Source organism: Streptomyces glaucescens (assembly GCF_002154375.1).
GTDB lineage: Bacteria > Actinomycetota > Actinomycetes > Streptomycetales > Streptomycetaceae > Streptomyces > Streptomyces glaucescens.
This window is the reverse complement of record NZ_MUND01000608.1, coordinates 1-3,156: the sequence shown is the minus strand read 5'-3', so window position 1 is coordinate 3,156 and position 3,156 is coordinate 1. Positions and strand designations below refer to the sequence as shown.

At 73.1% G+C, this 3,156-nt stretch carries 4 protein-coding genes; all 4 read right to left on the bottom strand.

Annotated elements, in window-relative coordinates; all coding sequences use genetic code 11:
* Positions 1–332, bottom strand: a 332-nt coding sequence (locus tag CCN42_RS32920) for an ANTAR domain-containing protein (protein WP_245877579.1), incomplete at its 3' end; no start/stop codon positions are given.
* A gap of 88 nt (positions 333–420) precedes the next feature.
* On the bottom strand, positions 421–801 hold the full coding sequence (locus CCN42_RS32915; RefSeq protein WP_086741065.1) for a hypothetical protein: 381 nt from the start codon (positions 799–801) through the stop codon (positions 421–423).
* Between the two features lie 296 nt (positions 802–1,097).
* Positions 1,098–2,015, bottom strand: coding sequence for a MurR/RpiR family transcriptional regulator (locus CCN42_RS32910; protein WP_169731568.1), 918 nt, complete (start codon positions 2,013–2,015; stop codon positions 1,098–1,100).
* A 163-nt stretch (positions 2,016–2,178) separates the two neighbouring features.
* Positions 2,179–2,853, bottom strand: coding sequence for a nucleoside/nucleotide kinase family protein (locus CCN42_RS32905; protein ID WP_086741063.1), 675 nt, complete (start codon positions 2,851–2,853; stop codon positions 2,179–2,181).
* Between the last annotated feature and the right edge of the window lie 303 nt (positions 2,854–3,156).

The following is a 3,156-nucleotide window of genomic DNA, read 5'->3' as shown; positions in this document are numbered from 1 at the left end:
GGCCGGGACACCGGGACGGGGCGGCCGGGCCGGGCCGGGAGGTCGGACGGCCATGCCCGCGGTGTGCCGGTCAGGTTCCCGAGCGCGATCCAGCACTCCTCGATCAGGGTGCGGTGGCCCGTCTCGGCCCGCTTCAGCAGTTCTTCGTGCGCCGATTCGGCGGAACAACCGGTCAGAGCCATGAGGGCGCCCTTGGCGCGCTCCAGCACCGCCGCGGCGGTGCGATCGCGCAGCCGGTCCGGCTCGGCTCGCTGCCTGGCGACGAACCCGGACGATCCGGGCGCGTCGGGTCCGGCGTCGGACCAGGTGGGACCCGCAGACTCGCTCGTCACGCGTCGAGCATGGCACATCGCGGGAACGGCGGGCGCGGCCCTGTGGTCGTGAACGCGTTGTGGGGCGCGATGGTTACGGCGGGCCCGCTCAGCGGCCGGCGGCGTGGTCGACCAGGGCCTGGCTGACGGCGCGCACGCTGCGGGCGATGTGCTGGAGTTGCAGCACTTCGGCGGCGTAGAGCTTGATCGTGTGCTCGATGACCGACTCGGGCATGCCGAGGCGGGGCAGGTCGGCGCGGGCGGTCTGCAGGGCGGTCCGGGCGACGCGGATCTCCTGCTGGACCTGGAGCTGGGCGTGCCGGGCGAGCAGCACGGGGTGGCGGATCAGGGCCGGGTAGCTGGCGTACCGCGACGGCACCAGCTCGCGCAGCCACTTGGCCGCCGAGCGCTCCCAGTCGTAACTGCCGGGCGTCTTGACCTGGCACGGCCAGTCCGGGCTGATGCGCGTGGTCGTCAGGGTCATGAGCATCGCTTCCAATGTGCTGCGTCGCTGGAGGAGGGACGACGGACGCGGCGGGCCCCCGGCCTAGGGGATGGCCGGGGGCCCGCCGCCGTGGGCGCGCGTGGTGCGACGCCCGGCCGGACACCCGGGGCCGCCGTGGGTGGGAACGGCGGCTCCGGGAGTTCCTGTGCGGGATCCGCGAGCAGTATTTATATATGCCGTCGCCTTTGCAAGACGTATGAAAACATTCATGCGCGCTTTCGGCGCAAGTGTCCCGTTGTGTCGTGCTTCGGCGGTGGGGTGTTCGTTCCGTGTGGGGACGGTCAGTCCCGCAGGAAGAACTGGTGCTGGTCGGAGATCTGCTCGTACGACTCCAGCCGGGCCTGGGTCCGCTCCGGGTCGGCGTCGGTCATCGCCTGGAGGAGGGCGGCGGCCATCACACCGGGCGCGGCGTAGGAGTCGAAGACCAGCCGGGAACCGGTGCCGGTGGCGAAGGTGATGTCGGCCTCGTCGGCCACCGGACCCAGCGCGAGATCGGTGATCAGCGCGACGCGCAGCCCCGCGCCGCGGGCCACCCGCACCGCGGTCAGGGTCTCCTGTGCGTGCCGGGGCAGCGAGAACGCCAGCACCCAGGTGCCGCCCGCCTCCCGGGACTGGAGCAGCGCGTCGTAGGCGACGGTGCCGCCCAGGGTCACCAGCCGCACGTCCGGGTGGATCCGGCGCGCCGCATACGCGAAGTACTCGGCCAGCGAGGCGGAGATGCGCAGCCCCAGCACGGTCAGCGGGGTCGACGCGGACAGCTCGCGGCCGATCGCGATGACCCGGTCGGGGTCGGCGAAGTCGCGCCGCAGGTTCTCCAGGTTCTCGATCTCGGCGTCCACCGCCGCCTGCAGCTCGTTGGCGCGGTCCTCCTCGGCCGGCCCGCCGGCCAGGGTGCCGAGCGCGATCGACTGGAGCTTCTCGCGCAGCGCGGGGTAGCCGCTGAAGCCGACGGCCGCGGCGAACCGCGTCACCGACGGCTGGCTCACCCCCACCCGCTCCGCGAGATCGGTGATCGACAGGAACGCCGCCTCGGTGATGTGCTCGATCAGGTACTGGGCGATGCGCCGCTGCCCCGGGGACAGCCGAGGCCGGTCGAAAAGCGCCCTGAGCTGGGAAGTCGGGGCGGCCTCCACCTCCGGTGCGATCTTTCCCGAGGTGATCGCGGATGCCTGTGCGCGTGCCTGCTGCGGCGATGGCACCGGTGCGCCTCCTTTGCTTCCCACGGAGTTTCAACATAACCCACGCACCGCGTTCACCAGGGCCGCCGCACGGCCCCCACCTGCGGCGGACGGTGAGCGAGCGGCACTCGCGGCCGACCGCCCGGGGCCGCGGGGCAAAACCTCGCCGCCGGGGGGCCGGGCCTCACCGGTGAGTCGTGCGCGTGCGCCGTCCGGCGAGGTCCGCGACCGGCACCACCAGGTCCGCGCGCTCCCGGGTCGCGGCGACGAGTTCGGCGTTGCGCTGGTCGGTGCGCCGCACCCAGGCCACCGCCTCCGCGTGCGCCTTGCCGAACGCCTCGTGCCGGGCCACGAGCCGGCGGACCCGTTCGCCCTCGTCCAGTTCGCAGAACCAGACCTCGTCCAGCTGCGGCCGTACCCGCGCCCACGCCCCCGTGTCCAGCAGCAGGTAGTTCCCCTCCGTCACGACCAGGCGGGCCGCCGGCTCCACCGGCACCGCACCGGCGAGCGGCTGTTCGAGGACGCGCTCGAACCCCGGTGCGTACACGACGTCCTCGCCGTCGGCGTCCTCGCGCAGCCGGCGCAGCAGGGCCGCGTACCCGGCCGCGTCGAAGGTGTCCGGCGCGCCCTTGCGGTCCCGGCGCCCGAGGCGTTCCAGCTCGGCGTCGGCGAGGTGGAAGCCGTCCATGGGGACATGGGCGACCCATGAGTCCCCATTCCCGTTCAGCTCGCGCACCAGGCGTTCGGCCAGCGTCGTCTTGCCCGCGCCGGGCGCCCCGGCGATACCGAGCAGGGCCCGCCGTCCGTCCGTGGCGAGGGCGCGGGCACGGATGAGGAGGTCGTCGAAGGTCAGCGGCACGCAGCAGAGTGTGTCATCGCCGCCGGGGGTGGTGGCACCGCGGGGACGGACGGGCGTGTGCTCAGGCCCGTCGGGCCGGGGGACCGCGCTGGGGCACGCCCCGGCGACCCGTCCTAGTAGTACTTCGTTAGGTTCTGGCCTGTCTGTGGCGGTCTCGTCGGGTGGGTAGCGGTCGTCCGCAGGTGGTGCAGGTGCCGGTCCAGCACCTCAGCAGGTCCTGGAGGAGATCGAGGACCTGGTAGAGGGTCAGGCCGGTGTGCGGACTTTTGGGTCGAGCCGCCGCAGGGTGAGGAATGCCTGGGC